The organism is Pseudomonas sp. FP2335, assembly GCF_030687535.1.
In the GTDB taxonomy this organism is placed as follows: Bacteria; Pseudomonadota; Gammaproteobacteria; order Pseudomonadales; family Pseudomonadaceae; genus Aquipseudomonas.
Window position 1 is genome coordinate 5,676,614 of sequence record NZ_CP117437.1, and the last position, 22,509, is coordinate 5,699,122.

A 22,509-nucleotide genomic window follows, 5' to 3' on the forward strand; every position below is an offset into this window, starting at 1 on the left:
GCGCGTGACTGCACTGACCCCGCTGCAAAAACTCTGGCTGACAGAAACCGTGCGCCTGCGCGAAGAACACGCAGGCCCCTTGGACGACCAGGAAGCCAACCGCCTGGCCCGCGCGGCCGGTGGCGATTTGCCGACGCGTATCCAGCGCCGCGCCCTGCACCTGGCCGAACGCGATGGCCTGAGCGCCGCCCTCACCCGCTGGCTGCAAGGTGCGCGCCTGGCGCTGGTGCTGCTGGCCATCGTCGCGCTGATCAGCGGCGCCGGCCTGGCCTTCGCCGCGCTGGGCAACGGCCTGGGCCCGGTGAATGTGTTCTGGGCCTTGGGCAGCCTGCTCGGTTTGAATCTGATCCTGCTGATCAGTTGGGCCCTGGGCCTGCTGTTTGCCGGCGAACACGGCGCCAGCCTGGGGCGGCTGTGGTTGTGGCTCAGCGAAAAACTCGCCCGCGACGCCAAGGCCGCACAATTGGCACCGGCGTTGTTGCTGTTGCTGCAACGCCAGAAACTCAATCGCTGGGCCGTCGGCGTGCTGGTCAACGGCCTGTGGCTGCTGGCCATGCTCAGCGCCCTGGCGATCCTGCTGACGCTGCTCGCCACCCGCCGCTACGGCTTCGTGTGGGAAACCACCATCCTCAGCGCCGACACCTTCGTCGCCGCAACCCAAACGTTGGGCAGCCTGCCCGCGCTGCTGGGCTTCAACGTACCAACCGTCGAGATGATCCGCGCCAGCGGCGATCTCGCGCTGAACATCGAACGCGCCCGCCAGGCCTGGGCCGCTTGGTTGGTAGGCGTGCTGCTGGTCTACGGCCTGCTGCCGCGTCTGCTCCTCGCCCTGCTCTGCCTGTGGCGCTGGCAACGCGGGCGCGCCGCCCTGCGCCTGGACCTCAACCTGCCGGGCTACAGCCAGCTGCGTGAACGCCTGATGCCAAGCAGCGAACGCCTCGGCGTCAACGACGCCGCACCGGAGCAGTTGCCCCCTGTCAGCGGCGGCGTCAGCGACCTGCACAGCGACGGCGCCCTGCTGGTGGCCATCGAACTGGACGACCAGCATCCATGGCCGCCCAAGCTGCCTGCCAACGTCAACGACGCCGGCATCCTCGACAGCCGCGAATCGCGCCACAAACTGCTGGAACAACTCACGCGCTTCCCGCCCGCCCGCCTGGCCATCGCCTGCGACCCACGACGTTCGCCGGATCGCGGCAGCCTCGCGCTGATCGCCGAACTCGCCCGTAGCGCCGCCGCCACCCGTGTGTGGCTGCTGCAAGCACCGCCCGGCCAGGCGCTGGACGCCGAACGCCTGGGCGACTGGCACAGCGCGCTGCAACAGCTAGAGCTGCCCTTCGCCGACTGCGCGCCGCTGAACTGGCTGGAGACCGGTCATGACTAAACCGCTGAAACTCGCCGTGGTCGGCCACACCAATGTCGGCAAAACCTCGCTGCTGCGCACCCTGACCCGCGACGTGGGCTTCGGCGAAGTCTCCCACCGCCCCAGCACCACACGGCATGTCGAAGGTGCGCGCTTGTCGGTGGACGGCGAAGCCCTGCTGGAGTTGTACGACACTCCCGGCCTGGAAGACGCCATCGCCCTGCTCGACTACCTGGAGCGCCTGGACCGCCCGGGTGAACGCCTCGACGGCCCGGCCCGGCTGGCGCGGTTCCTCGAAGGCAGCGAAGCGCGCCAGCGTTTCGAACAGGAAGCCAAGGTGCTGCGCCAACTGCTGGCCTCGGACGCCGGCCTGTATGTGATCGACGCCCGCGAGCCGGTGCTGGCCAAGTACCGCGACGAGCTGCAAGTGCTGGCCAGTTGCGGCAAGCCGTTACTGCCGGTGCTCAACTTTGTCAGCAGCAGCGACCATCGCGAACCGGACTGGCGTGAAGCCCTGGCCCGCCTGGGCCTGCATGCACTGGTGCGGTTCGACAGCGTCGCACCGCCGGAAGACGGCGAGCGCCGCCTGTACGAAAGCCTCGCCCTATTGCTGGAAAACGCCCGGCCGCAGTTGGAGCGCCTGATTCTTGACCAGCAGGCCCAGCGCCAGGCCCGTCAGCAAAGCGCAGCGCGGTTGATCGCCGAGCTGCTGATCGACTGTGCCGCGTGCCGTCGCAGCGTGGTCACCGAAGATGAGCCGCACGCCATCAACGAGCTGCGCAAGGCCGTGCGCCAGCGCGAACAGAAATGCGTGGAAGCGCTGCTCAAACTGTTCGGCTTTCGCCCGCAAGACGCCGCCGCCAGCGATTTGCCGCTGCTCGACGGGCGCTGGGGCGATGACCTGTTCAACCCGGAAACCCTCAAGCAACTCGGGGTGCGCGTCGGTGGCGGGATCGCCGCCGGGGCCGCCGCCGGGGCCGGTGTGGATCTGCTGGTCGGCGGCCTGACCCTCGGCGCCGCCGCCCTGGCCGGGGCGATTGCCGGTGGTGCGCTGCAAACCGCGCGCAGCTACGGCAGCCGGCTGCTGGGCAAGATCAAAGGCCAACGCGAACTGACCGTGGACGACAGCGTGCTGCGCCTGCTCGCGCTACGCCAACGTCAGTTGCTCAAGGCCCTGAACCTGCGTGGGCATGCGGCGATTCACAGCATCAAGGTCGATACGCCCCAGGACAAAAGCTGGCGCGAGGGCAAATTGCCGGACGCGCTGCACAAAGCTCGCGCCCATCCGCAATGGTCGTCGCTCAACCCCCACGCCAAACTCAGCCAGGCCGAACGCCAGGAGCAGGTCGAAGCACTCGCCCAGCGCCTCGACGAAACCTAAGCCGCCAACACCTGCCGCGCCTTGGCCTTGAGCACCTCAAGGTCGAGCAGCGGCACATGCATCTGCTTGGCCTGCTCGTCCCAATGACGCATGCGCAGGCTGACCGCGCAGAGCGGGTCCTGCTCAAAGGCCTGGGCTTCTTCGGCGGTCATCATCCCGCCCTGATAGCCCAGGGTGCGACGGCTGGCTGCGCTCAATCGGGCGTAGTAGCCCGGTTGGTTGAACGTCAGGTAGCGCTTGGCTTGCACGTGGTATTCCACGAGCCTGGCCAAGCGTTCGCTGAACCCGGCGCGGCGCAGGTAATCCGCGCCCAGCCTTTCGTGGCTGACCACGCCGTAGCCGCCCATGTCCGCGCCGCCTTGGCCGCACAGATGCCCGATGTCGTGGAAAAACGCCGCCAGCACCACTTCATCGTCAAACCCTTCCAACATGGCAAGCTGCGCGGCCTGGGACATGTGCTCGATCTGCGACACCGGCTCGCCGATGTAATCCGCCGCGCCGTGTCGCTCGTACAGGCCAAAGACCTCGGCAATCGCCTGTTCCGGGCTCATCACACACTCCCCCACAACGCACTGATATTGCGCTCGGCCAGCGCCGGCCCGACGCTCATGCCCACGCCGGTGTGCATCAACGCTGCGCTCACCCCCGGTGCCGCCCGCAGGAACGAGAACGGCCCCGGCCCCCGTGCCCCGTATACGCCCTGCCAGCGCTCCACCACCTGGAGCCTGCAACCCAGGGTCTGCTCGGCCAGTTCGATCATCCAGTCGTCGACCTGCTCGGCGTTGAACGGCGAGGCATCGCTGCCGTAGGCATGGGAGTCGCCGATAATCAGCTCGCCATAGGGTGTCGGGCTGATCAGCAGGTGGATGCCGTGCTCGTGCAGGTGCGGCACATCGCGCAGGATCTGCGCCCGCACCGTCGCCGCCTCGGGCAGGTCGGCGAAGGCGCCGTAGTGCACGCAACTGAGGCCGGTGAGCAAGGCGTGTTGCAGGTTGAGATTGACCGCTGGCCGTGCGCGCAGCATTTGCAGGCGACAGATACTTGGGTTGAGTTCGGCCATCGCGTCGGCCAGCAGGGTTTGGTAGTCGTGACCGGAGCAGACGATGATCTGCTCACCGCGAAAGCTGCCCGCCGTACTGTGCAGCAGGCCCGGTTCCACATCGCGTACCAGGGTGGAGAAATGAAACTCCACGTTCAATTCGTTGCGAAGGTAGTTGATCAACGCCGGGAGCGCTTCGCGCGAATACAGTTGCTGGTCGTCCTTGCCGTGCAACGCGGCACGGTGATGACGGAACTGGCCGCCATACAAATCCTTCATCGCTGCGCCTTGCAGCAATTCGACGTGGTAGCCGTGTTCCTTGGCGCGGCCGGCGCAGAAGGCTTCGAGCAGATGCTCTTCGGCTTCGTTGCGGGCGAACAGGTAGGCGCCGTTGCGCTTGAGCTGCAGGCCGGCGGCCTGGGCCCAGTGGCCCCAGATGTCACGGCTTTGCCGCGCCAGGTCGAGCATCGTGCCTGGCGGCTGGCCGGTGACCAGGGCCTGGCCGAAGTTGCGTACCGAGGCGCCCAGGGGCGTGGCGCTGCGTTCGAAGACCTTGACCTTGAGACCGCGCCGGGCGGCGGCGAAGGCGTGGGACAGGCCGAGGATGCCGGCGCCGACAATCAAAAGGTCGGTGGGGTGTGTCATGGAATGATGTCCTGAATTCAAGGCCGCCTTCGCGAGCAAGCCCGCTCCCACATTTGAATGTGTTCACAAATCAAAATGTGGGAGCGGGCTTGCTCGCGAAGAGGCCAGCAGCCCTAACGAAAAAATTACTGACCCGCCACCTTCTCCGACTTCCCGTCATAGCGCTTGCGCCACTCAGTCAGGATGCTGTCGCGATTCTTCGACGCCCAGGCAAAGTCGTTCTTGATCAGCCGCTGCTCATAATCGGCCGGCAATTCGGTCTGCGGCTTGGCAATCCCCGGCTGGGCGAGCACGGCGAAGTTGTCCTTGTACAGCGCCATCGCCGCTGGGCTGGCGGAAAAGTCGGCGAGTTTTTTCGCCGCGTCGGCGTGGGCCGTGCCCTTCATCACGGCCGTCGCTTCAATGTCCCAACCCAGGCCTTCTTTCGGCAGGATGATGTCCAGCGGCGCGCCCTGGCGCTTCAACTGCACGGCCGGGTATTCAAAGGAAATCCCGATCGGGAATTCACCAGACGCCGCCAGCTTGCACGGCTTGGAGCCCGAGTGAACGTACTGGCCGATGTTCTGGTGCAGGTCGTCCATGTACTGCCAGCCCTGCTTCTCGCCATAGGTCTGCAACCACGCGCTCACATCCAGGAAACCGGTGCCGGACGAGGCCGGGTTGGGCATCACGATCTTGCCCTTGTACTCAGGCTTGGTCAGGTCTTGCCAGCTCACCGGCTTGCTCAGGCCTTGCTTCTCAGCTTCGACGGTGTTGAAGCAAATGGTCGCGGCCCAGACGTCCATGCCCACCCAAGCCGGCGGGTTGGCCGGGTCGCGGTAGTTTTTGCCGATCTTGTCCAGGTCCTTGGGGGCGTAGTTATCCAGCATGCCTTGCTGATCGAGGATCGCCAGGCTCGACGCGGCCAGGCCCCAGACCGCGTCGGCTTGCGGGCGGTCTTTCTCGGCCAGCAGCTTGGCGGTGATGATGCCGGTGGAGTCGCGCACCCACTTGATTTCGATGTCCGGGTTGGCCTTTTCGAAGGCTTGCTTGTAGGTCTTCAACTGCTCGGCTTCGAGGGCCGTGTACACCGTAAGGTCGGTCTTGGCGAAGGCATTCAGGCTGAATGCAGACAGTACGGCAGCGACCAGTGCCAGGGGTTTGAACATGGAACACCTCCTATCGGGATTATTGGCCCGGCGCGCTCTGGCGCCAGGCTTGGGAGCGACGCAACGCGCCACGTGAGGCCCACGCCAGCAACAGCGAGACGCCGGCCGAGGTGAACAGGATCAGGGTCGACATGGCCGCCGCGCCGCCCACGTTGCCGGCATCGTCCATGTTCAACACGGCGACGGCGGCGAGGATGGTGTCGGGGCTGTAGAGGAAAATCGCGGCGGATACGGTCGTCATCGCCGATACAAACAGGTAGCGCACGATGTCCAGCAGCGCCGGCAGGCAGATCGGCACGGTGACTTTCAGGTAATGGCGATACAGCGGCGCCTTGAGGGACAGCGCGGCGGCTTCGAACTCGGCGTCCAGCTGGCGCAACGCCGTGGTGGCGGTCATCTGCGCGGTGGTCAAATAATGCGCAATGGTGCACACCACCAGCAGGGTCATGGTTCCGTAGAACACATGCAGCGGGTTGCCGTTGAGGTTGAAAAAGAACACGTAGCCCAGGCCCAGCACCAACCCCGGCACGGCCATCGGCACAAAGCTGAGCAGGCGCAGCGCGAGGTTCAGGCCTTTCTGGCCCTTGGTCTTTTCCATCAGGTAGGCGCCGGTGAAGATCAGCACGCTGCCGATCAACGCGGTGCACAAGGCCAGGGTCAGGCTGTTGCGATAGGCCAGCCAGCCGCCGCCGGCGGTGTCTTCGAACTGGTAGTGGGTCAGCGACAGCGACAGGTTGTACGGCCAGAATTTCACCAGCGAGGAGTACACCGCCATGCCGAACACCAGCAGCAAAACGGCGCAGATCAGTAGGACGATGGCCAGGTAGCAGCCGTCCCTCGAACGCGATGGCAGCGGTTGGAACACTTGGGCGCGGCCGCTCATAGAGTCGCCATGACGGCGGCGCAACCACGCATCCACGCCGAAGCTGAACAGCGCCGGCAGCAGCAACACCATGCCGATCAACGCGCCGCGACCGAACTGTTGCTGGCCGACCACCGCCTTGTACGCCTCCAGCGCCAGCACCTGATAATCGCCGCCGACCACCACGGGCACGCCGAAGTCGGTGATGGTCAAGGTAAACACCAGACAGAATGCGGCGAACACCGCCTGGCGCGTGGCCGGCCAGGTGATGCTGCGAAACGCCCGGGCCGGGCTCGCCCCCATGCTGGAGGCCGCGTCGAACAGGCGCGCATCCGCCAGGGACAGCGCCGACAGCAGGATCATCAAGGCGTGTGGGAAGGTGTAGATCACTTCGCCCAGAACGATGCCCCAGAAACCGTAGATATTCTCCGAGAGCAAGCCGCGCAACATACCCTGGTTGCCGAATAGATAAACCAGCGCAATCCCCGGCAGCATCGACGGTGCCATCAACGGCAACAGGGACAGGCCGCGCCAGATCGCCTTGCCGGGAATCAGCGTGCGTTGCAGGGCGTAGGCAAACAGGTAGGCCAGCGGTACGACGATGGCCGCGACGCTGAGGGAAACTTTCAGACTGTTGCCAAGCAACCAGTGGAAGTTTGCGCTGGTGATCAGTGCTTTAGCCGCGACCAGACCGCCGCCCTGCCCCGCTTCGCTGCTGAAACCACGCCAGAAGATCGCCAGCAACGGCAGCAACACGGCGACGCCCAGCAAGCACAGCCAGAGCAGTTTGCCGCCGACCACAAACAGGCGGTCGCCCAGTTCGGCACGGGAAGCCTGGCGCACGGCGGGCAAGGTCATGACAACGGCCATCTCAGGCAAACACCTGCAGGCTGCGCGGCGGCAAGGCCACCCAGATGTCCTGGGCGCCCAGGCGCGGCATGGCTTCCGGGGCCAGTTCGGCGAGCAGCGCATGGCCGGGTAACTGCTCGAGCTCAAAGCTCATGCGGCAGCGGTTGCCGAGGAACGTGACCTCGCGGACCTTGGCCGGGAACAGGTTTTCTTCATGCACCGGCGGGTTGACGCTGATGGCTTCCGGGCGGCAGAACAGGCGGCCGGACTTGGCCACGCCGGCATCATCGGCCAAGCGCATGTTCATCCCGCCGACCTGGGCGTGGCTGGCGCTGTTGCGGCTGAATGGCAGCCAATTGCCCTGGCCGACAAATTCCGCCACGAACGACGTGGCCGGGCGGTCGTAGATTTCCTGGGGCGTGGCGTACTGCTCGACCTTGCCGTTGTTCATCACGGCGATGCGGTCGGCCATCAGCATGGCTTCGTCCTGGTTGTGGGTGACCATCAGCGTGGTGATGCCCAGGCGCCGTTGCAGTTGGCGCAGTTCGGTGCACAGATGCTCGCGCACACGGGCGTCGAGGGCGGACATCGGTTCATCCAGCAGCAATAACGACGGCGCAGGCGCCAGCGCCCGGGCTAGAGCCACGCGTTGTTGCTGGCCGCCGGAGAGTTGGCCGGGGTATTTCTTTTCACTGCCGACCAGGCCGACCAGTTCCAACATCTGAGCGACACGCTTGCGCACTTCATCGCGGCCGCTGCCGGTGAGGCCGTAGCCGATGTTCGCTTCGACGGTCAGGTTGGGAAACAGGGCGTAGGACTGGAACAGAATGCCGTAGTCCCGTGCCTGGGGTGGCAGCAGGGAAACGTCGCGGTTGCCCAGGTAAAGTTCGCCGCTGTCCTGGCGCTCGAGCCCGGCGATGCAGCGCAGCAAGGTGGTCTTGCCACAGCCGGACGGGCCCAACAGGCACACCAACTCACCGGCGGCGACGTCCAGGGATACGTTGTCGAGCGCAGTGAAGGCGCCGAAGCGTTTCTGGATATTGCGCACCTTCATCGGCGCGCCGGGTTGGCTCAGGGCAGTGTTCATGCGTGGCACCTCATCAAACGGATGAGGGTCATGCTAGGTAGGCAATGCGTCGCGCGTGTGGCAGGAAGGCAAAAGGTGGTGATAGTGGTATTGGTGGATTTGGGTAGGGGTCAAAGGGGTGTGGTGCCTGCACTGCCGCTTTCGCGGGCAAGCCCGCTCCCACACTTGATCGGGTTCACACGGTCAAAATGTGGGAGCGGGCTTGCCCGCGAAGAGGCCCTCAAGACCACCATAGAACTCAGAGGGGCGACATTTCCTGCGCCAAGCCCAGAAACGCCGCTGGCAACCGTGCGCTTTTTCTTTCCTTGAGGCAGTACAAATACTCCGGAATCTGCGGCGCATGCTCGATGGTCAGCACCCGCAGTTGCGGGTCATGGGGCACTTCCTGGCGCGCAATGATGCTGATGCCGATATTGCGCAACACCGCCTCGCGGATCGACTCGCGGCTGCCGATTTCCAGCAGCGGCCCGTAGCTCACGCTAGCGCCCTGCAACATCTCTTCCGTCAGCCGCCGTGTGGTCGAGCCCGCTTCACGCATCAACAAGGTATGCCCGGCCAGGGCACTGAGGGGTACATGGTCGAGCTTGGCCAGGGGATGGTCGCGATGCACCGCCAGCACCAGCGGGTCGGTGCCCAATACCCGGCGGATCAGGCGTGGGTCTTCCACCAACTGCGAGGACGCGGCGACATCGACGCGGTAATCGTCCAGCGCTTCGAGCACCTGTTGGGAGTTGCCGATTTCCACCGACACGTCCACCTGCGGCAGGCGTTCGCGGAAGGCTTTGACCAGGTCGAGAATGTAATACGGCGCCGTCGCGGCAATCCGCAATGCGCCCTGGACCTGGCCGTTGTTGCGCAGGAAAAACTCGATGTCCGCTTCTTGCTGCAACAGCGCCTTGACCATCGGCAGCAGCCGCGCGCCTTCATCGCTGACGGTCAGACGCCGGCCGCCACGGTAGAACAGCTCAACACCGTATTGGCTTTCGAGGTTGCGGATCTGGGTGGTGACCGTGGGCTGGCTCAGGCCGAGTTTTTTCGCCGCCTGGGTAATGCTGCCCAGGCGCGCGACCATGTAAAAAGCCTTCAACTCGGCACTCAGCACGCCACCCTCACATCCATTATTTGCGCAACAGGCGCAGGCCATTGAACACCACCAGCAGGCTGACGCCCATGTCGGCAAACACCGCCATCCACATGGTGGCCATGCCCAGGAACGTGACTGCGAGGAAGATCGCCTTGATCACCAGCGCCAGGGCGATGTTCTGCCGCAGGATACTCGAGGTTTGCCGCGACAACCGAATGAATGCGGGAATCTTGCGCAGATCATCGTCCATCAGGGCCACGTCGGCCGTCTCGATGGCGGTGTCGGTGCCGGCTGCGGCCATGGCGAAACCGATCTCGGCACGGGCCAGGGCCGGGGCATCGTTGATGCCGTCGCCGACCATGCCGACGCGATGGCCTTGGCCATAGAGGGTTTCGATGGCTTGCAGTTTATCGGTGGGCAGCAGGTCGCCACGGGCCTGATCGATGCCGACCCGGGCGCCAATCGCCTGGGCGGTGTGGGTGTTGTCGCCGGTGAGCATCAGGGTCTTGATGCCCAGCGCGTGCAGTTGCTGGATGGCTTCACGGCTGCTGTCCTTGACCGTGTCGGCCACGGCAAACAGCGCCAGCGGGCCGGACTTGTCGAGCAGCAGCACCACGGACTTGCCTTGTTTTTCCAGGGCGAAGAGTTTTTCTTCCAGCTCCGGCGAGCACAGGCCGAGGTCCTCCACCAGGCGGTGGTTGCCCAGGTGATAGGTTTCGCCGTTGATGTCGCCGCGCACGCCACGGCCCGCCAGCGCCGCGAAGTTATCCACAGCGTGCAGCGCCAGGTTTTTATCCACAGCCGCATTGGCGATGGCGAGGGACACCGGGTGGTCGGAACGCCCGGCCAAACTCGCGGCTAACGCCGGTGCGCTGGCTTCGACGTTGGGGAACAGCGCCAGGTAATCGGTTTGCACCGGCTTGCCGTGGGTGATGGTGCCGGTCTTGTCGAGGGCCAGGTAGTCGAGTTTGTAGCCGCCCTCCAGGTAGACGCCACCCTTGATCAGGATGCCTTTGCGCGCCGCCGCCGCGAGGCCGCTGACGATGGTCACGGGCGTGGAGATCACCAGCGCACACGGGCACGCCACCACCAGCAGCACGAGGGCGCGGTAGATCCAGTCGAACCACACGCCGGCCATGAACAGCGGCGGGATCAGGGCTACGCCGAGGGCAAACAGGAATACCGCCGGGGTGTAGACCCTGGAGAAACTGTCGACAAAGCGCTGGGTCGGCGCGCGGGCGCCTTGGGCCTGTTCCACGGCGTGAATGATCCGCGCCAAGGTGGAATTGTTGGCCGCTGCGGTGACTTTGTATTCCAGAGCGCCGGCCTGGTTGATGGTGCCGGCGAAGACCTTGTCGCCCACGGTCTTTTCAATGGGCAGGCTTTCGCCGGTGATCGGCGCTTGGTCAATGGTCGATTGGCCCGCAGTGACTTCGCCGTCCAGGCCGATGCGCTCGCCAGGCTTGACCCGCACGATAGCCCCAAGATCGATGCTTTTGACCTCTTGTTCAGCCCACGAACCGTCGGCCTGCCGCACCGTGGCCTGTTCGGGGGTCATCTGCATCAGGCCGCTGATAGCGTTGCGCGCACGGTCCAGGGATTTGGCTTCGATCAGTTCGGCGACGGTAAACAGGAACATCACCATGGCCGCTTCCGGCCACTGGCCGATCAGGATTGCGCCGGTCACCGCGATGCTCATCAGCGCGTTGATGTTCAGGTTGAGGTTTTTCAGGGCGATCCAGCCCTTTTTGTAGGTGGTAAGGCCGCCGCTGAGGATCGACACCAGCGCCACCAGGGCAATCACCCAGGTCGGCGCGGCGTTAGTGAAGTGCAGCACTTCAGCGCCCAATGCACCGACGCCGGACAATGCCAGCGGCCACCAGTGTTTCTTGGCGGGTGGTGCGGCAGCCGGGGTGCCTTCCTCGATGGGGTCGGCCTGCATGCCGATGGATTTGATCGCGGCGATGATCGGCGCGGTGCTCGGCAGGTCGTGGGTGACGCCGAGGATGCGGTTGATCAGGTTGAATTCCAACTGCTGGATGCCGGCGAGCTTGCCCAGTTTGTTCTGGATCAGCGTCTGCTCGGTGGGGCAGTCCATGGCTTCGATGCGGAACGTGCTCAAGCGCGAGCCGGCGGTGGGCGCCTCGTTCAGCGTCACCTTTGCCGCAGCCGAGCTGGCGGAACAGCAGGAATCGCCGTGGCCGTGGTTATGCACAGGCGTGAGTTTATGCTCGCCATGATCATGGTCGTGCTTGTGTTTATGCGGGGTGTGGATGGAATCGCTCATCAGGTCGCGTCCGTAAGGTGCCTGTTGCCAAGTAAAGACCCTGTAGCCACTATAGGGTCAAGCACCCATTTGGAGATTGCTGCGATGAAGATCGGCGAACTGGCGAAACTGACCGACTGCCCCGTGGAAACCATCCGCTATTACGAGAAGGAAGGCCTGCTGCCACCGCCGGCGCGCACCGAGGCCAATTACCGCGTGTACACCCAGGCGCACACCGAGCGGCTGATCTTTATCCGCAATTGCCGCAGCCTGGACATGACCCTGGAGGAGATCCGCAGCCTGCTGGATTTGCGCGACAGTCCGCAGGACCAGTGCGAAAGCGTGAATGCGTTGATCGACGAGCATATCCACCATGTGAAAGCGCGGATCGACGGGCTGTTGGCGTTGCAGGAACAGTTGCTGGACCTGCGCCAGCGTTGTGGCGGTGGGGAGCAGTGCGGGATTTTGCAGCGGCTTGAAGTCAGCGGAAGTGTGGCGGCCAGTGAGGCTGAGCCTTCCCATGTGGGCAGAAGCCACGGCCACTAACTCAAGTGAATACGGACTAAATGTGGGAGCGGGCTTGCTCGCGAATGCGGTGTGTCAGCTAACACATCTGCAAGCTGATCCACCGCTTTCGCGAGCAAGCCCGCTCCCACACAAGCTAGATCCCACATTGATCAGATGGCGACATCAGCCTTGATGCTCGGATCGGCGTCGTAACCCACAATTTCAAAGTCTTCGAACTTGTAGTCATAGATCGACGCAGGCTTACGCTTGATCACCAACTCCGGCAGCTTCTTCGGCGTACGCGCCAGCTGGGTCTGGATCTGTTCCATATGGTTACTGTACGCATGGGTGTCGCCAGTGGTGACGATGATCTCGTGGGGGATCAGGTCGCACTGCTGCGCCAGCATATGGGTGAGCAGCGCCAGCGCCGCGGTGTTGTACGGCAGGCCGAGGAACACGTCGGAGCTGCGGATATACAACTGCATCGACAGGTGACCGTCATGCACGAAGGCCTGGTACAGCAGGTGGCACGGTGGCAGGGCTTGCTTGCCGTTGCGCGCGTTTTCCTGGGGGCTCAGGGTCTCGTCGGGCAGGTACTCGACGTTCCAACCGTGGAACAGGATGCGGCGGCTGTTGGGGTTGGTCTTGAGCGTATGCACCATGTAGTCGATCTGGTTGATCGTGCCACCGTCCTTGGTCGGCCAGGCGGTCCACTGCTCGCCGTACACCGGGCCCAGGTCACCGTCTTCGGTGGCCCATTCGTCCCAGATCTTCACGCCGTTTTCATTCAGCCACTTGATGTTGGTGTTGCCGCTCAACATCCAGATCAGTTCGTTGGCGATGCTTTTGAAGTGAAGCTTCTTGGTGGTCAGCAGCGGAAAGCCGTCGGCCAAGTTATGCCGATACTGACGGGCAAACACGGCCTTGGTGCCGGTGCCGGTGCGATCGCCCTTGGTCAATCCATTGGTCACGACGTCGTTCAGTAGTTCGAGATATTGCTTCATTTTTTTACCCGTATCGTTGAAGCCGAGGCAGGGCAACCGCCTCGGCATTCGAATTTAAAGCGCAGTGTTCTTCAGCGGCTGCGGGCGATTGTACGCCCACCACAGCAGGCCCAGGCCGGCGAGGATCATCGGCAGGCTGAGGATCTGACCCATGGTCACCCAGCCCCACGCCAGGTAGCCCAACTGTGCATCCGGCACGCGCACGAATTCGACGATGAACCGGAAGATCCCGTAGAACAACGCGAACATGCCCGACACAGCCATGGTTGGGCGCGGCTTGCGCGAGAACAGGTAGAGAATCAGGAACAGTGCCACGCCTTCCAGCGCGAACTGGTAGAGCTGCGACGGATGGCGCGGCAGTTGCGCCGGGTCGCTGAATGGCGGGAACACCATCGCCCACGGCACGTCGGTCGGCTTGCCCCAGAGCTCGGCGTTGATGAAGTTGCCGATGCGCCCGGCCCCCAGGCCAATCGGTACCAGCGGCGCGACGAAGTCCATCAGTTCGAAGAACGACTTGCCGTTGCGACGGCCGAACCACCAGGCAGCGATCATCACGCCGACAAACCCACCGTGGAACGCCATGCCGCCCTTCCACACTTCGAAGATCAGCGTCGGATTGGCGATGTACGCCGACAGATCGTAGAACAACACGTAGCCCAGGCGCCCGCCGACGATCACCCCCATCGACAGCCAGAAGACCATGTCGGAGAGCTTCTCCTTGGTCCAGGTCGGGTCGAAACGGTTCAGGCGCCGGGAAGCCAGCAGCCAGGCGCCGCCGATACCGATCAGGTACATCAACCCGTACCAGTGGATTTTCAGCGGACCGATGGCCAGGGCCACCGGGTCGATCTGCGGGTAAGGCAGCATTGCGACTCCTCGTTAAATCATTCGTTATAGCGCCCGGACCATGCCGGGGCGCGATTAAGGCTGCGTTACAGCAAGAAATTCAAACCGACGCAAAACAGCAACCCGGCAAACAGGCGCTTGAGCAAGCGCGGCGACAGCTTGTGCGCCAGGCGCGCGCCGAAACGGGCAAACACCATGCTGGTCAGGGCAATGCCCAACAGCGCCGGCAAATACACGAACCCTAGACTATGAGCGGGCAGCAGCGGGTCATGCCAGCCCAGAATCATGAAACTTAATGCACTGGCCAGGGCAATCGGCAGGCCGCACGCCGATGAGGTGGCCACCGCCTGCTGCATCGGCACGCTGCGCCAGGTCAAGAACGGTACGGTCAACGAGCCGCCGCCGATGCCGAAAATCGCCGACGCCCAGCCGATCACCGTGCCGGCCAGGGTCAGGCCGAGTTTGCCCGGCACCGTGCGACTGGCCTTGGGCTTGACCTCCAGGGCCAGTTGCAGCGCGATCACCAAGGCGAACACACCGATGACCTTCTGCAAGTGCGGGCCGGAGATGGCTTCGGCGGTCAGTGCGCCAAAACCGGCGCCGATCAGGATGCCCACGGTCATCCACACAAAGATCGGCCAGCGCACCGCGCCACGCCGGTGGTGCTCACGCACGGCGTTGATCGAGGTAAAAATGATGGTCGCCAGTGAGGTGCCCACGGCCAGGTGGGTCAGCACCTGGGGGTCGAAGCCCTGCAAGGTGAAGCTGAACACCAGCACCGGCACGATGATAATCCCGCCGCCCACCCCGAACAGCCCGGCCAGCACACCCGCACAGGCGCCCAGCGCCAAATACAGCAAAAATTCCATGGGAGCCCCCAAATCAAGTCCGGCATGTTAACGGATGGAAGGCATGCGACCCAACTGGAGACGATGGAACGCCCGCGCTTGAGTGCGTAGAGTGGCAAAAAACACAAAAGGGATCGCCTGATGTGCCTGATTGTCTTCGCCTGGCGGCCGGGCCATGCCCAGCCACTGATCGTCGCGGCCAACCGTGATGAGTTCTACGCCCGCCCCAGCCTGCCGCTGGCCCAGTGGCCGGATGCACCCGAGGTCTACGCCGGCCGCGATCAGGAAGCCGGCGGCACCTGGCTGGGCGTGAATGCCGACGGGCGGTTTGCCGCCCTGACCAATATCCGCGATCCGCACCAGCCACCGGCGCGCAAGTCCCGCGGGGAACTGGTGGCGCGCTTTCTCAATGGAAACCTGCCGATTGACGACTACTTGGCCGACGTTAACGGCCGTTCGATCGAATATGCCGGGTTTAACCTGCTGCTGGGCACACGGGAGGAGTTGTGGCACTACAACGCCAATCACACCCAGCCGACGCGGTTGCAGGCCGGGGTGTATGGGTTATCCAACGCTGGGCTGGATACGCCTTGGCCCAAGTTGCTCAAGGCCAAGGCGGCGTTGAGTGCGGTGCTGGATGACCCGCAACCGGAGGCGTTGCTGGGGCTTTTAAGTGATCCGCAGACAGCGCCGTTTGCAGACTTGCCCGATACCGGCGTGGGGTTGGCGACGGAGAGTCTTTTATCCAGCGTGTTTATCGCCAGCCCCAGTTATGGGACGCGGGCGAGTACGGCGTTGATTGTGAATGCCGACGGGACTCGGCGGATGGTGGAGCGTAGTTTTGGGCCCCATGGTGGGCGGCTGGGTGAGGTAGAACTCAACGTGTAGTGAGCGGGCTTGCCCCGCGCTGGGTGGCGAAGCCGCCCTAAACCCAGACACCGCGATCTTCCTGAAACACCGCGGCGGCCGGTTTGGGGCGGCTTCGCCACCCAGCGCGGGCAAGCCCGCTCACTACAAGGGCCATCAGCTGAAGTCAGAGGGTCTTCGCAGAAGCCGGATTGATCATCCGCGTCAGCCCCAGATTCTTCAGCGCCAACTGCAGCGAGCTGTGGATAACTTGCGGGTTGTCGATGGTCATCAATTCCGCCAGCAGCTCCTTCGCCATGCCCAGATCCACCTGGCGCAGCATCCACTTCACCTTTGGCAGGTTGGTGGCGTTCATCGACAGGCTGTCAAAGCCCATCGCCATCAACAGCACTGCCGCCGCCGGGTCACCGGCCATTTCGCCGCAGATACTCACCGGCTTGCCTTCGGCATGGGCGTCGCGCACCACATGTTGCAGGGCTTGCAGCACCGCCGGGTGCAGGTAGTCGTAGAGGTCGGCCACCCGTGGGTTGTTACGGTCCACGGCGAGCAGGTATTGGGTCAGGTCGTTGGAACCCACCGACAGGAAGTCCACCTGCCGCGCCAGCTCCTTGGCCTGGTACACCGCCGCCGGGATTTCGATCATCACGCCAATCGGCGGCATCGGTACGTCGGCGCCTTCGTCGCGCACTTCGCCCCAGGCACGGTGGATCAGGTGCAGCGCCTCTTCCAGCTCATGGGTGCCGGAGATCATCGGCAACAGGATGCGCAGGTTGTTCAGGCCTTCGCTGGCCTTGAGCATGGCGCGGGTCTGGACGAGGAAAATTTCAGGATGGTCGAGCGTGACACGAATCCCACGCCAGCCGAGGAAGGGGTTGTCTTCCTTGATCGGGAAATACGACAGTGACTTGTCGCCGCCAATGTCCAGGCTGCGCATGGTCACCGGCAACGGGTGGAAGGCCTGCAATTGCTCGCGATAAATCGCCAGCTGCTCCTTCTCGCTCGGGAAACGCTGGTTGATCATGAACGGCACTTCGGTGCGGTACAGCCCCACCCCTTCGGCGCCACGCTGTTGCGCGCGGGCCACATCGGCCAGCAGGCCAGTGTTGACCAGCAGCGGCACGCGATGGCCGTCGGTGGTCACGCACGGCAGTTCGCGCAAGGAATCGAGGCCCAGCGCCAGTTGTTTCTCTTCTTCAACCACCTCGGCGTATTGCTTGCGCAGCACTTCGCCGGGGTTGGTGAACACCTCGCCGCGATGGCCATCGACAATCATGTCGATGCCGTCGACCTTGGCATACGGCAGGTCCACCAGGCCCATCACCGTCGGGATGCCCATGGCCCGGGCCAGGATCGCGACGTGGGAGTTGCCCGAACCGAGTACCGAGACCAGGCCCACCAGCTTGCCTTCCGGCACTTCGCCCAGTTGGGTCGCGGTCAGTTCTTCACTGACCAGGATGGTCTTGTCGGGGAAGACCATATTGGTGGTGCGATCTTCCTGCAGGTACGCCAGCAGACGGCGACCGAGGTCGCGTACATCCGAGGCGCGCTCGCGCAGGTAGTCGTCGTCCATCATTTCGAAGCGGTTGACGTGATCGGTGACCACCTGGCGCAGCGCGCCCTGGGCCCACTGGCCGGTCTTGATCACGGTCTTGACTTCGTTACCCAGGGACGCGTCGTCGAGCATCATCTGGTACACGTCGAACAGCGCACGCTCTTCGGGGCGCAGCTGGGTGGCCAGCTTGTTCGACAGGTTGCGCATGTCGGCGCGCACGCCTTCGAGGGCGGTCTTGAACAGTTTGATTTCAGCGTCGATGTCGTTGACGGTCTTGTCCGGCACTACATCCAGGTCCGCCGGCGGCAGCATGACCACCGCCGTACCGACCGCCGCGCCCGGCGAACCCGGCACGCCGACGAACTTGGCTTCCTGGATGCCCTTGCCCTCACGGCCCAGGCCGCGAATCGAGCCAGTGGCCTCGGCGTGGGCGATTACCCCGGCGAGCTGCGCGCTCATGGTCACGAGGAAGGCTTCTTCACCTTCGTCGAACTGGCGGCGTTCTTTTTGCTGGATGACCAACACGCCGACGACGCGGCGGTGGTGAATGATCGGCGCGCCGAGGAACGAGGCGTAGCGCTCCTCGCCGGTTTCGGCAAAGTAGCGGTAACGCGGGTGATCAGCCGCGTTTTCGAGGTTCAGGGGTTCTTCACGCGTCCCCACCAGGCCCACCAGACCTTCATTGGGCGCCATGCTGACCTTACCGATGGAGCGCTTGTTCAAGCCCTCGGTGGCCATCAGCACAAAACGGTTGGTCTCGGGGTCCAGCAGGTAAACCGAGCAGACCTGGCTGCCCATGGCTTCCTTGACGCGCAACACAATAATCCCCAACGCCGCCTTGAGATCCTTGGCGGAGTTAACTTCCTGGACGATCTTGCGCAGCGTATTGAGCATGGCTCGGGGTCGAACTCCGTCGTCAGTCGCGCGCTAAAAGGCGCGGGGCAAGCTCTTTGAGAGCGCGACGATAAACCTCGCGCTTGAATGTCACCACCTGGCCCAACGGATACCAATAGCTGACCCAACGCCAGCCATCGAACTCCGGTTTACCGGTCAAATCCATCCGCACCCGCTGCTCGTTGGAGATCAGGCGCAGGAGAAACCATTTCTGCTTCTGGCCGATACACAGCGGTTGGCTGTGGGTACGCACCAGGCGTTGCGGCAAACGATAACGCAACCAGCCACGGGTACAGGCCAGAATCTGCACATCTTCGCGCTCAAGGCCGACTTCTTCGTTCAACTCACGGTACAAGGCGTCTTCAGGGGTTTCGTCGGGGTTGATTCCACCTTGAGGAAACTGCCAGGCATCTTGGTTGATTCGGCGAGCCCATAGCACCTGTCCGGCATCATTCGTAAGAATAATCCCGACATTAGGACGGAAACCATCGGGGTCGATCACGGCAACAACCTCGCAAACGCATGTCGCCGCATTGTTCCACAAAGGTTGTTGCAGCGGCAACGAGGCTTCTTAGCTTATGTGCACTCTTGTGAAAAGACCGTATTCTGGACGCCTTTTTACAGACATTTCAGCGAGTAACTGCAATGCGCCTGGCTTTATTCGACTTGGACAACACCCTTCTCGGCGGCGACAGCGATCACGCCTGGGGCGATTACCTCTGTGAACGCGGGATTCTCGACCCGATCGCCTACAAGGCCCGCAATGACGAGTTTTACCAGGATTACCTGGCCGGCAAGCTGGACAACGCCGCCTACCTGAACTTCAGCCTGGAAATCCTCGGCCGTACCGAGATGGCCCAACTCGACGAGTGGCACCGCGATTTCATGCGCGACTGCGTCGAGCCACTGATGCTGCCCGGCGCCGTGGAACTGCTGGCCAAGCACCGCGCCGCCGGCGACACGCTGGTGATCATCACCGCCACCAACCGTTTCGTCACCGCGCCGATTGCCGCACGCCTGGGCGTGGAAACCCTGATTGCCACCGAATGCGAGATGGAAGATGGCCGCTACACCGGGCGCAGCACCGACGTGCCGTGCTTCCGGGAAGGCAAGGTGACGCGTTTGAATCGGTGGTTGGAAGAAACCGGATTCAGCCTGGAAGGCAGCTATTTCTATAGCGATTCGATGAATGACCTGCCGTTGCTGGAGCAAGTGACGCACGCGGTGGCGGTGGATCCGGACCCGAATTTGCGGGCTGAGGCCGAAAAGCGCGGCTGGCCGGTGATTACGCTGCGTAGCTGATGGCCCCTTCGCGAGCAAGCCCGCTCCCACATTTTGACCGTATTCTCATGTTGGAACTCGGTCGAGTGTGGGAGCGGGCTTGCTCGCGAATGCAGGCGACTCGGTCTTGCGCCTTAAACCGGCTTAGCGCCCATGAGCCCCGCAATCGCCACGAACCCCACCAGGCTGACCACCGCCAGCACCAGGGTGAAATTCAGGCTGCCGCCCTCGCCTTTACGCAGGCGATTAAGCCGCGCCACCAGCCAGAACCAGGCCAGCGCCGCTACGGTATAGAGGATGCTGGAGCCCAGGATCCAGGTCTGCCCCAGCGGCCAGCCGACCAAATGCACCAGCCACCAGCCGGTGAACGGCATGCTGACTACGCAGATCCCCATCAGCAACCAGACGAAGGCCCACGGCCGCTGCACGGTGACCGCCGGGCCGGCACTGCGTTTGCGCCAGGCCAACAGCGCCAGGCCGAGGCCGCTGAGCAGCAGCAACACGGTGGCCGCGATGTGGATAACTTTCAGGGTGATCAGGGTTTGCATATCTCGAATCTCTCAAAGGCCACCCCAATCAGCGTAGTCGCTCAACCGAGGAACAGTTTGTAGGCCGGGTTATCGCTTTCATCCCAGTACGGGTAGCCGATGGCTTCCAGGGCTGCCGGTACCAGGTGACGCTCGTTCGCCGGCACTTGCAGGCCTGCGACCACACGGCCGTCAGCTGCGCCGTGGTTGCGATAGTGGAACATCGAGATGTTCCAGCGCCCGCCTAATTTGTTAAGAAAGTTGAACAAGGCTCCCGGGCGCTCCGGGAATTCGAAGCGAAACACCACTTCATTGCTGACGTGCGCCGCATGCCCGCCGACCATATGGCGGATGTGCAACTTGGCCAGTTCGTTCTCGGTCAGGTCCAGCACCGGGAAACCCTGGCCGGTAAGGCTGGCGATCAAGGCACTGCGCGGGTCGTTTTCCGGGTGGGTCTGCACACCGACAAAGATGTGCGCCTCGCTGCCAGAGTGGAAGCGGTAGTTGAATTCGGTGATCTGGCGCTTGCCCACGGCCTCGCAGAACGCCTTGAAGCTGCCCGGCTTCTCGGGGATGGTCACGGCGATAATCGCTTCACGGCCTTCGCCCAGCTCGGCGCGCTCGGCTACGTGGCGCAGGCGGTCGAAGTTGACGTTGGCACCGGAGTCGATGGCCACCAGGGTTTGCCCGGTGACGCCACGGGTCTCGACGTACTTCTTGATGCCAGCCACACCCAGCGCGCCTGCCGGCTCGGTGATGGAACGGGTGTCGTCGTAGATGTCCTTGATCGCCGCACAGATTTCATCGGTGCTCACGGTGATCACTTCATCCACATAGTGCTTGCAGATGTCGAAGGTGTGCTGGCCGATTTGCGCCACCGCCACGCCATCGGCAAATAGCCCGACGGTCGGCAGTACCACGCGCTCACCTGCGGCCAGCGCGGCTTGCAGGCAGTTGGAGTCGTCCGGCTCAACGCCGATGACCTTGATGTCCGGCCGCAGGTATTTCACGTACGCCGCGATACCGGCGATCAGCCCGCCGCCGCCCACGGGTACGAAGATCGCGTCCAACGGCCCCGGGTGCTGGCGCAGGATTTCCATCGCCACGGTGCCCTGCCCGGCAATGGTGTGCGGATCATCGTAGGGGTGAATGTAGACGTAGCCCTTTTCGTCGACCAGTTTCAGCGAGTAGGCCAGGGCTTCCGGGAAGGAATCACCGTGCAACACCACCTTGCCACCACGGGAGCGCACACCTTCAACCTTGATCTCAGGGGTGGTCTTGGGCATCACGATGGTGGCCTTGACCCCCAGCACCTTGGCGGCCAGGGCCAGGCCTTGGGCATGGTTGCCCGCCGAGGCCGTGACCACACCGCGGGCACGCTCCTCGCTGCTCAATTGGGTCAGCTTGTTGTAGGCGCCGCGAATCTTGAACGAGAACACCGGCTGCAAGTCTTCACGCTTGAGCCAGACCTTGTTGCCCAGCCGCTCGGAGAGCTGGCGGGCGGTCTGCAGCGGGGTTTCTACGGCAACGTCGTAGACGCGGGAGGTGAGGATCTTTTTGACGTACTGTTCAAGCATCGGCGGGCATCTACTTTCACGGTTTGGCAGGGCCAAGGAGTCTAACCCGGCTTTTGGCCGGGCGACCACACGAATCCAGAGGTTTTGTTGGGTTATACTCGCGCCCCTCGATAACTCCCCCGCCCGTTCCGGAGCCCGCATGACCCAGGATCAACTCAAACAGGCAGTGGCCCAAGCCGCTGTCGATTTAATCCTTCCCAAACTCGACGACAAGAGCATCGTCGGTGTCGGCACCGGCTCCACCGCCAACTGCTTTATCGATGCGCTGGCCCAGCACAAGGGCGCATTCGACGGCGCCGTGGCCAGCTCCGAAGCCACCGCTGCACGCCTCAAGGGCCATGGCATTCCGGTGTACGAGCTCAACACCGTGAGCGACCTGGAGTTCTACGTCGATGGCGCCGATGAAAGCGACGCGCACCTGAACCTGATCAAAGGCGGCGGCGCAGCCCTGACCCGCGAGAAGATCGTCGCGGCCGTGGCCAAGACCTTCATCTGCATCGCCGACGCCAGCAAGCTGGTACCGGTGCTCGGCGCGTTCCCGCTGCCGGTGGAAGTGATCCCGATGGCCCGCAGCCACGTGGCCCGCGAGCTGGTAAAACTGGGCGGCGACCCGGTTTACCGTGAGGGCGTGTTGACCGATAACGGCAACATCATCCTGGATGTGTTCAATATGCAGATCACCAACCCGGTGGAGCTGGAAACCCAGATCAATGCCATCGTCGGCGTGGTCACCAATGGTTTGTTCGCTGCGCGCCCGGCTGATGTACTGCTGCTGGGCACCGCTGAAGGTGTGAAAACCCTCAAGGCCTAAGGCTCACTGCCTCGCTTTATGTGGGAGCCAGCTCCCACATTTGATCCCCTCGCTCACAGCACCCATGTAAC

Annotated in this window: 20 protein-coding genes; 6 read left to right on the forward strand and 14 right to left on the reverse strand. The window is 63.4% G+C overall.

Going from position 1 to position 22,509, the window contains the following annotated elements; all coding sequences use genetic code 11:
* The first annotated feature begins 4 nt into the window (after positions 1 to 4).
* Both PSH81_RS25670 and PSH81_RS25675 read left to right on the forward strand, forming a co-directional pair.
* Positions 5 to 1,384, forward strand: a complete 1,380-nt coding sequence (locus tag PSH81_RS25670; RefSeq protein WP_226454579.1) for a DUF2868 domain-containing protein — start codon at positions 5 to 7, stop codon at positions 1,382 to 1,384.
* On the forward strand, positions 1,377 to 2,744 hold the full coding sequence (locus PSH81_RS25675) for a DUF3482 domain-containing protein (RefSeq protein ID WP_305391693.1): 1,368 nt from the start codon (positions 1,377 to 1,379) through the stop codon (positions 2,742 to 2,744). The genes PSH81_RS25670 and PSH81_RS25675 overlap by 8 nt, the downstream gene beginning before the upstream one ends.
* Here the strand turns inward: PSH81_RS25675 and PSH81_RS25680 are convergent.
* The 7 genes from PSH81_RS25680 to PSH81_RS25710 all read right to left on the reverse strand — a co-directional run bounded on the left by PSH81_RS25680 (position 2,741) and on the right by PSH81_RS25710 (position 11,745).
* Complete coding sequence (locus PSH81_RS25680; RefSeq protein ID WP_226454581.1) at positions 2,741 to 3,295, reverse strand: phosphonate degradation HD-domain oxygenase; 555 nt, start codon at positions 3,293 to 3,295, stop codon at positions 2,741 to 2,743. The genes PSH81_RS25675 and PSH81_RS25680 overlap by 4 nt on opposite strands.
* On the reverse strand, positions 3,295 to 4,428 hold the full coding sequence (locus PSH81_RS25685; RefSeq protein ID WP_305391694.1) for a TIGR03364 family FAD-dependent oxidoreductase: 1,134 nt from the start codon (positions 4,426 to 4,428) through the stop codon (positions 3,295 to 3,297). The genes PSH81_RS25680 and PSH81_RS25685 overlap by 1 nt, the downstream gene beginning before the upstream one ends.
* Before the next feature lie 125 nt (positions 4,429 to 4,553).
* Entirely contained in the window at positions 4,554 to 5,576 is a 1,023-nt protein-coding gene (locus PSH81_RS25690) for a putative 2-aminoethylphosphonate ABC transporter substrate-binding protein (RefSeq protein ID WP_192297869.1), read from the reverse strand.
* Positions 5,577 to 5,595: 19 nt separating this feature from the next.
* Complete coding sequence (locus PSH81_RS25695; RefSeq protein WP_226454584.1) at positions 5,596 to 7,308, reverse strand: putative 2-aminoethylphosphonate ABC transporter permease subunit; 1,713 nt, start codon at positions 7,306 to 7,308, stop codon at positions 5,596 to 5,598.
* Position 7,309: 1 nt separating this feature from the next.
* Positions 7,310 to 8,374: a putative 2-aminoethylphosphonate ABC transporter ATP-binding protein gene (locus PSH81_RS25700; protein ID WP_192297871.1), complete on the reverse strand. Its 1,065-nt coding sequence runs from the start codon at positions 8,372 to 8,374 to the stop codon at positions 7,310 to 7,312.
* Between the two features lie 238 nt (positions 8,375 to 8,612).
* The gene (locus PSH81_RS25705; RefSeq protein ID WP_226454586.1) at positions 8,613 to 9,476 is read right to left on the reverse strand and encodes a LysR family transcriptional regulator; all 864 of its coding nucleotides are present in this window, start codon (positions 9,474 to 9,476) and stop codon (positions 8,613 to 8,615) included.
* A 16-nt stretch (positions 9,477 to 9,492) separates the two neighbouring features.
* Positions 9,493 to 11,745 (reverse strand): heavy metal translocating P-type ATPase, encoded by a 2,253-nt coding sequence (locus PSH81_RS25710; RefSeq protein ID WP_305391695.1) that lies wholly within the window; start codon positions 11,743 to 11,745, stop codon positions 9,493 to 9,495.
* An 84-nt stretch (positions 11,746 to 11,829) separates the two neighbouring features.
* On the opposite strand from PSH81_RS25710, the gene cadR reads away from it, so the two are divergent.
* On the forward strand, positions 11,830 to 12,270 hold the full coding sequence (gene cadR, locus PSH81_RS25715) for a Cd(II)/Pb(II)-responsive transcriptional regulator (RefSeq protein WP_226454588.1): 441 nt from the start codon (positions 11,830 to 11,832) through the stop codon (positions 12,268 to 12,270).
* Positions 12,271 to 12,401: 131 nt separating this feature from the next.
* Here cadR and PSH81_RS25720 read toward each other — a convergent pair whose 3' ends face one another.
* The 3 genes from PSH81_RS25720 to PSH81_RS25730 all read right to left on the reverse strand — a co-directional run bounded on the left by PSH81_RS25720 (position 12,402) and on the right by PSH81_RS25730 (position 14,950).
* Complete coding sequence (locus PSH81_RS25720) at positions 12,402 to 13,235, reverse strand: thymidylate synthase (protein ID WP_226454589.1); 834 nt, start codon at positions 13,233 to 13,235, stop codon at positions 12,402 to 12,404.
* 54 nt (positions 13,236 to 13,289) lie between these two features.
* A complete protein-coding gene (gene lgt, locus PSH81_RS25725; protein WP_192297876.1) occupies positions 13,290 to 14,102 on the reverse strand; it encodes a prolipoprotein diacylglyceryl transferase in 813 nt (270 codons plus the stop codon).
* Positions 14,103 to 14,167: 65 nt separating this feature from the next.
* Positions 14,168 to 14,950 (reverse strand): sulfite exporter TauE/SafE family protein, encoded by a 783-nt coding sequence (locus PSH81_RS25730; RefSeq protein WP_226454590.1) that lies wholly within the window; start codon positions 14,948 to 14,950, stop codon positions 14,168 to 14,170.
* Positions 14,951 to 15,070: 120 nt separating this feature from the next.
* Here PSH81_RS25730 and PSH81_RS25735 point away from each other — a divergent pair, with 120 nt between their 5' ends.
* Positions 15,071 to 15,817 carry an NRDE family protein gene (locus tag PSH81_RS25735; protein WP_192297878.1) on the forward strand — a complete coding sequence of 249 codons (747 nt, stop codon included), beginning with the start codon at positions 15,071 to 15,073 and terminating at the stop codon, positions 15,815 to 15,817.
* 145 nt (positions 15,818 to 15,962) lie between these two features.
* Here PSH81_RS25735 and ptsP read toward each other — a convergent pair whose 3' ends face one another.
* Positions 15,963 to 18,242 (reverse strand): phosphoenolpyruvate--protein phosphotransferase, encoded by a 2,280-nt coding sequence (gene ptsP / locus PSH81_RS25740; protein ID WP_192297879.1) that lies wholly within the window; start codon positions 18,240 to 18,242, stop codon positions 15,963 to 15,965.
* A 22-nt stretch (positions 18,243 to 18,264) separates the two neighbouring features.
* Positions 18,265 to 18,744 carry an RNA pyrophosphohydrolase gene (locus PSH81_RS25745; RefSeq protein WP_003176750.1) on the reverse strand — a complete coding sequence of 160 codons (480 nt, stop codon included), beginning with the start codon at positions 18,742 to 18,744 and terminating at the stop codon, positions 18,265 to 18,267.
* A 143-nt stretch (positions 18,745 to 18,887) separates the two neighbouring features.
* Between PSH81_RS25745 and PSH81_RS25750 the strand changes: the two genes are divergently transcribed.
* Positions 18,888 to 19,544, forward strand: coding sequence for an HAD family phosphatase (locus PSH81_RS25750; RefSeq protein WP_226454592.1), 657 nt, complete (start codon positions 18,888 to 18,890; stop codon positions 19,542 to 19,544).
* A gap of 113 nt (positions 19,545 to 19,657) precedes the next feature.
* Here PSH81_RS25750 and PSH81_RS25755 read toward each other — a convergent pair whose 3' ends face one another.
* Entirely contained in the window at positions 19,658 to 20,071 is a 414-nt protein-coding gene (locus tag PSH81_RS25755) for a DUF2269 family protein (RefSeq protein ID WP_226454593.1), read from the reverse strand.
* Between the two features lie 41 nt (positions 20,072 to 20,112).
* Positions 20,113 to 21,627: a threonine ammonia-lyase, biosynthetic gene (ilvA, locus tag PSH81_RS25760; protein WP_226454594.1), complete on the reverse strand. Its 1,515-nt coding sequence runs from the start codon at positions 21,625 to 21,627 to the stop codon at positions 20,113 to 20,115.
* Between the two features lie 139 nt (positions 21,628 to 21,766).
* Between ilvA and rpiA the strand changes: the two genes are divergently transcribed.
* The gene (rpiA, locus tag PSH81_RS25765; RefSeq protein WP_017736692.1) at positions 21,767 to 22,438 is read left to right on the forward strand and encodes a ribose-5-phosphate isomerase RpiA; all 672 of its coding nucleotides are present in this window, start codon (positions 21,767 to 21,769) and stop codon (positions 22,436 to 22,438) included.
* Positions 22,439 to 22,509: the final 71 nt, after the last annotated feature.

Excerpts from the sequence above, each read along its gene's own strand:
- cadR (WP_226454588.1), top strand. The coding sequence starts at position 11,830 with ATGAAGATCGGCGAACTGGCGAAACTGACCGACTGCCCCGTGGAAACC.
- rpiA (WP_017736692.1), top strand. The coding sequence starts at position 21,767 with ATGACCCAGGATCAACTCAAACAGGCAGTGGCCCAAGCCGCTGTCGAT.
- PSH81_RS25675 (WP_305391693.1), top strand. The coding sequence starts at position 1,377 with ATGACTAAACCGCTGAAACTCGCCGTGGTCGGCCACACCAATGTCGGC.
- PSH81_RS25680 (WP_226454581.1), bottom strand. The coding sequence starts at position 3,295 with ATGAGCCCGGAACAGGCGATTGCCGAGGTCTTTGGCCTGTACGAGCGA.
- lgt (WP_192297876.1), bottom strand. The coding sequence starts at position 14,102 with ATGCTGCCTTACCCGCAGATCGACCCGGTGGCCCTGGCCATCGGTCCG.
- PSH81_RS25685 (WP_305391694.1), bottom strand. The coding sequence starts at position 4,428 with ATGACACACCCCACCGACCTTTTGATTGTCGGCGCCGGCATCCTCGGC.
- PSH81_RS25750 (WP_226454592.1), top strand. The coding sequence starts at position 18,888 with ATGCGCCTGGCTTTATTCGACTTGGACAACACCCTTCTCGGCGGCGAC.
- PSH81_RS25730 (WP_226454590.1), bottom strand. The coding sequence starts at position 14,950 with ATGGAATTTTTGCTGTATTTGGCGCTGGGCGCCTGTGCGGGTGTGCTG.
- PSH81_RS25755 (WP_226454593.1), bottom strand. The coding sequence starts at position 20,071 with ATGCAAACCCTGATCACCCTGAAAGTTATCCACATCGCGGCCACCGTG.
- PSH81_RS25720 (WP_226454589.1), bottom strand. The coding sequence starts at position 13,235 with ATGAAGCAATATCTCGAACTACTGAACGACGTCGTGACCAATGGATTG.
- ilvA (WP_226454594.1), bottom strand. The coding sequence starts at position 21,627 with ATGCTTGAACAGTACGTCAAAAAGATCCTCACCTCCCGCGTCTACGAC.
- PSH81_RS25710 (WP_305391695.1), bottom strand. The coding sequence starts at position 11,745 with ATGAGCGATTCCATCCACACCCCGCATAAACACAAGCACGACCATGAT.
- PSH81_RS25735 (WP_192297878.1), top strand. The coding sequence starts at position 15,071 with ATGTGCCTGATTGTCTTCGCCTGGCGGCCGGGCCATGCCCAGCCACTG.
- PSH81_RS25690 (WP_192297869.1), bottom strand. The coding sequence starts at position 5,576 with ATGTTCAAACCCCTGGCACTGGTCGCTGCCGTACTGTCTGCATTCAGC.
- ptsP (WP_192297879.1), bottom strand. The coding sequence starts at position 18,242 with ATGCTCAATACGCTGCGCAAGATCGTCCAGGAAGTTAACTCCGCCAAG.
- PSH81_RS25695 (WP_226454584.1), bottom strand. The coding sequence starts at position 7,308 with ATGGCCGTTGTCATGACCTTGCCCGCCGTGCGCCAGGCTTCCCGTGCC.
- PSH81_RS25700 (WP_192297871.1), bottom strand. The coding sequence starts at position 8,374 with ATGAACACTGCCCTGAGCCAACCCGGCGCGCCGATGAAGGTGCGCAAT.